Source organism: Paracoccus versutus, from assembly GCF_000763885.1.
GTDB classification, from domain to species: domain Bacteria; phylum Pseudomonadota; class Alphaproteobacteria; order Rhodobacterales; family Rhodobacteraceae; genus Paracoccus; species Paracoccus versutus.
The window spans coordinates 1-3,287 of sequence record NZ_JRKO01000130.1 but is presented as its reverse complement, the minus strand read 5'-3'; the positions used below and the strand labels follow the sequence as shown (position 1 = coordinate 3,287).

Here is a 3,287-nt window from a genome sequence, read left to right as displayed (position 1 = left end):
GTCATAGGCTTCATAGGGATAGTCGCGGTTCATGTCGCATTTGCGGATATATTCGACAGTCACCTCGTCATCCATGAAACGGTTCACCGTCTCAAGCCAAAGCGCCTGCCCCTCGTCCAGAAAATTCTTGTCCATTCCATCCTCCTAAATCCACAGTAAGGCGACCGGGCGATCCGCCAGGCCGCGTTGAGGGCAAGCTAGGCAGACGCGGCCCAGGAACCAACTTGCGTTTCCTGAAACGGCAATTCGAGAAAATCGAATTGGCTGGCCGGCGGAACATCGAAAAATCCAACCAGCTGTTATTCATGGGGAATTTTTCGCGGCTCCTTTCCCAGCGCTGCCTGGTTATTGGGTTTTTCTATATCTCGTCATGAATATCCCTATGACTTCCGCCGCCTTTCGGCAGGATGCTTGCCTAGGGCAAAACCCCGTCCCTAAACTCCCGCGCAGATTCACCTGCGGTTCGTCCGGCAGGATTCGCGCCCGGCATCGGGGAGGAAAGACATGGCCAAGGCGACGGGACCAGAGCGTTTCGAGCATCTCTATATAAACGGCGAATGGGTGAAGCCGATCGACGGCGCGCTGGTGGACAGCATCGACCCCGCCACCGGCAGGCCCTGGGCGCTGGTCGCCTTTGCCGGCAAGCAGGACGTCGACCGCGCCGTCGAGGCCGCCCGCGCCGCCTTTCGCGGCCCCTGGCGGCGGATGCCGGCGCATGAGCGCGCGGCCATGCTGCGCCGCTTTGCCGAGGCCTTCCGCGAGGCGATCCCCGAGATCATCGAGCATGAGGTCCGTGACAGCGGCCGGCTGATCGTCGATGCCCGCGCCGACCTGGGCGCCGAGGTGGCCTGGTATCACTGGTTCGCCTCGCTGGCCGACAAGACGCTGGGCACCACGGTGCCGATGGACGACAGCGTGCATTGCTTCACCACCCGCGTCCCGGTCGGCGTGGTCGCCGCGATCACGCCCTGGAACGCGCCCCTGATGACCATCTGCCTGAAGCTGGGGGCGGCGCTGGCCGCCGGCTGCACCCTGGTGGTGAAGCCGGCCGAAACCACGCCGGTCTCGACCCTGCTCTTGGGCCGCATCGCCGAGCGTGCGGGCCTGCCGCCCGGTGTCCTGAACATCGTCCCCGGCCACGGGCACGAGATCGGCGACCATCTGGTCGGCCATCCGGGCGTGGACAAGGTGTCCTTCACCGGTTCGGGGGCGACCGCAAAGCGCATGCTGAAGACCGGCGCCGACAGCCTGAAGCGCTTTACCTTCGAGCTGGGCGGCAAGGCACCGCATATCATCTTTGCCGACGCCGACCTGGAGCAGGCGCTGAACTCGGCCACCTCCTCGGCCTGGACGAATTGCGGGCAAAGCTGCGCACTGGGGTCGCGCGTTCTGGTCGAGCGCCCGGTCTACGACCGCGTGGCCGAGATGTTCCGCCAGCGTGCCGCCACCGTGCGCGTCGGCATGCCGATGGACGAGGCGACCCGGATGGGGCCGCAGAACAGCCAGCAGCAGCTGGACAAGACCCTGTCCTATTTCGAGATCGGCCGCGCGGAGGGCGCCGAACTCCTGGCCGGGGGCCGCCGGATCGACCGGCCGGACCTGGCCGGCGGCTATTTCGTGGAGCCCACGGTCTATGCCGGCGTGACCAACCAGATGCGCATCGCCCGCGAGGAAATCTTCGGCCCGGTCGCCGCGCTGATCCCCTTCGACGGCGAGGAAGAAGCGATCGAGATCGCCAACGACACGCCCTTCGGCCTGACCGCGGGGCTCTGGACCAACGACCTGGGCCGGGCGCATCGGGTCTCGAACCGGATCGAGGCCGGCAGCGTCTGGGTCAATACCTATCGCTACGTGCGCTGGTCGCTGCCCTATGGCGGCTTCAAGCAAAGCGGCTGGGGGCGCGAGAACGGCATCGACGCGCTCGACCCCTACCTGGAAACCCGCACCACCGTCATCAGCACCACCGGACAGGCAGCGAACCCCTATGCCTGAGGGGCCGGCCATGGGATTGGCTATGCGTCTGCCAAAACCATAGCCTTTCCCTATGGGACGTCCCGCTTCGGCGATGATGCCTTTGGGAAGGTTTGCGGGAAACGCGGCTGCGGATGTAAAATCGGCCGCATCTACCCCGGATCCGATGCCCGCCGATCGCGGGCAACCCTATCGGACACAAGCCGGAAATCATCGGACCAGGAGAAAAGGGGCCGATCGGGCTTCGCTTGCGCGCGCGGGCCGCAAGGCCGGGTCATCTGAAAAATCGGCGCCGTCCCGGCTGGCGGCACATGGGAGGAGAAATGGGAAAGGTTATCATATCACTGGAACGGCTGGGGCTTGCGCTTGCCGTCATATGCGTCACCCTGATCATGTTCATCGTGTCCTATGACGCGTTCTCGCGCTATGCCTTTCACGCGCCGCTGCCCTGGGCCTTCGAACTGATCAGCTATTACCTGATGATCGCCGCGACCTATTTCGCGATCTCGGCCACGTTCCAGCAGGGCGACCACATCAATATCGACCTGTTCCGCAGCATCATGGCACCGCGGCTTCGCCGCCTGCTGGACATCCTGTGGTCGCTGCTGGGCGCTGCGATCTTCGCCGTCGTCGCCCATGGCGCCTGGGGCGAGATGGTCCATGCCTATACCCGCAACGAATTCCTGCCCGGCTACATCACCTGGCCGGCCTGGTTGTCGCAGCTGCCCATCGTGCTGGGCTTTGCCCTGCTGGTGGTGCGCCTTTGCGCCCATGCCCTGACCCTGCTGCTGCGCGGATCCGATCCCGATGTCGTCGATCACACCACCGGCGTCGAAATCAAGGAACATCACGAATGATCGCCACCATCATCGTCCTTCTCATGTTCGTGCTGCTGGCGGCGGGCATGCCGGTCGGCTTCACGCTCATCGCCTCGGGCGCGCTTGGCATCTACTGGATCGGCGGCCCCTCGGCCATGATGGGCATCCTGGCGAGCATGCCCAAGGACAGCGCCTCGTCCTATGAATTCCTCGCCATCCCGATGTTCCTCTTGATGGCCGAGTTCGTGCTGCGCTCGGGCGTCGCCGACGACCTGTTCCAGGCCGCGGCCGCGTGGTTCGGCCGGGTCCGCGGCGGGCTCGGCATCGCAACCGCGCTCGCCGGCGCAGGCTTCGGCGCCATCTGCGGATCATCGACCGCATCCGCCGCCACGCTCGCCTCGACCTCGCTGCCGGCCATGCTGAAATACGGCTACGACAAGCGCATGGCATCGGGCGTCGTCGCCATCTCGGGCACGCTCGCCATGCTGATCCCGCCCT

General features: G+C 65.1%; 3 protein-coding genes. All 3 read left to right on the top strand.

Annotated features, from left to right (window positions below):
* Positions 1-504: 504 nt before the first annotated feature.
* Positions 505-1,992: an aldehyde dehydrogenase gene (locus IT40_RS26085; RefSeq protein WP_036761379.1), complete on the top strand. Its 1,488-nt coding sequence runs from the start codon at positions 505-507 to the stop codon at positions 1,990-1,992.
* Between the two features lie 302 nt (positions 1,993-2,294).
* Complete coding sequence (locus IT40_RS26080) at positions 2,295-2,828, top strand: TRAP transporter small permease (protein ID WP_036761378.1); 534 nt, start codon at positions 2,295-2,297, stop codon at positions 2,826-2,828.
* The coding region (locus tag IT40_RS26075) for a TRAP transporter large permease subunit (protein WP_157034120.1) at positions 2,825-3,287 on the top strand (463 nt) is incomplete at its 3' end. The genes IT40_RS26080 and IT40_RS26075, both read left to right, overlap by 4 nt.

Excerpts from the sequence above, each read along its gene's own strand:
- IT40_RS26085 (WP_036761379.1), top strand. The coding sequence starts at position 505 with ATGGCCAAGGCGACGGGACCAGAGCGTTTCGAGCATCTCTATATAAAC.
- IT40_RS26080 (WP_036761378.1), top strand. The coding sequence starts at position 2,295 with ATGGGAAAGGTTATCATATCACTGGAACGGCTGGGGCTTGCGCTTGCC.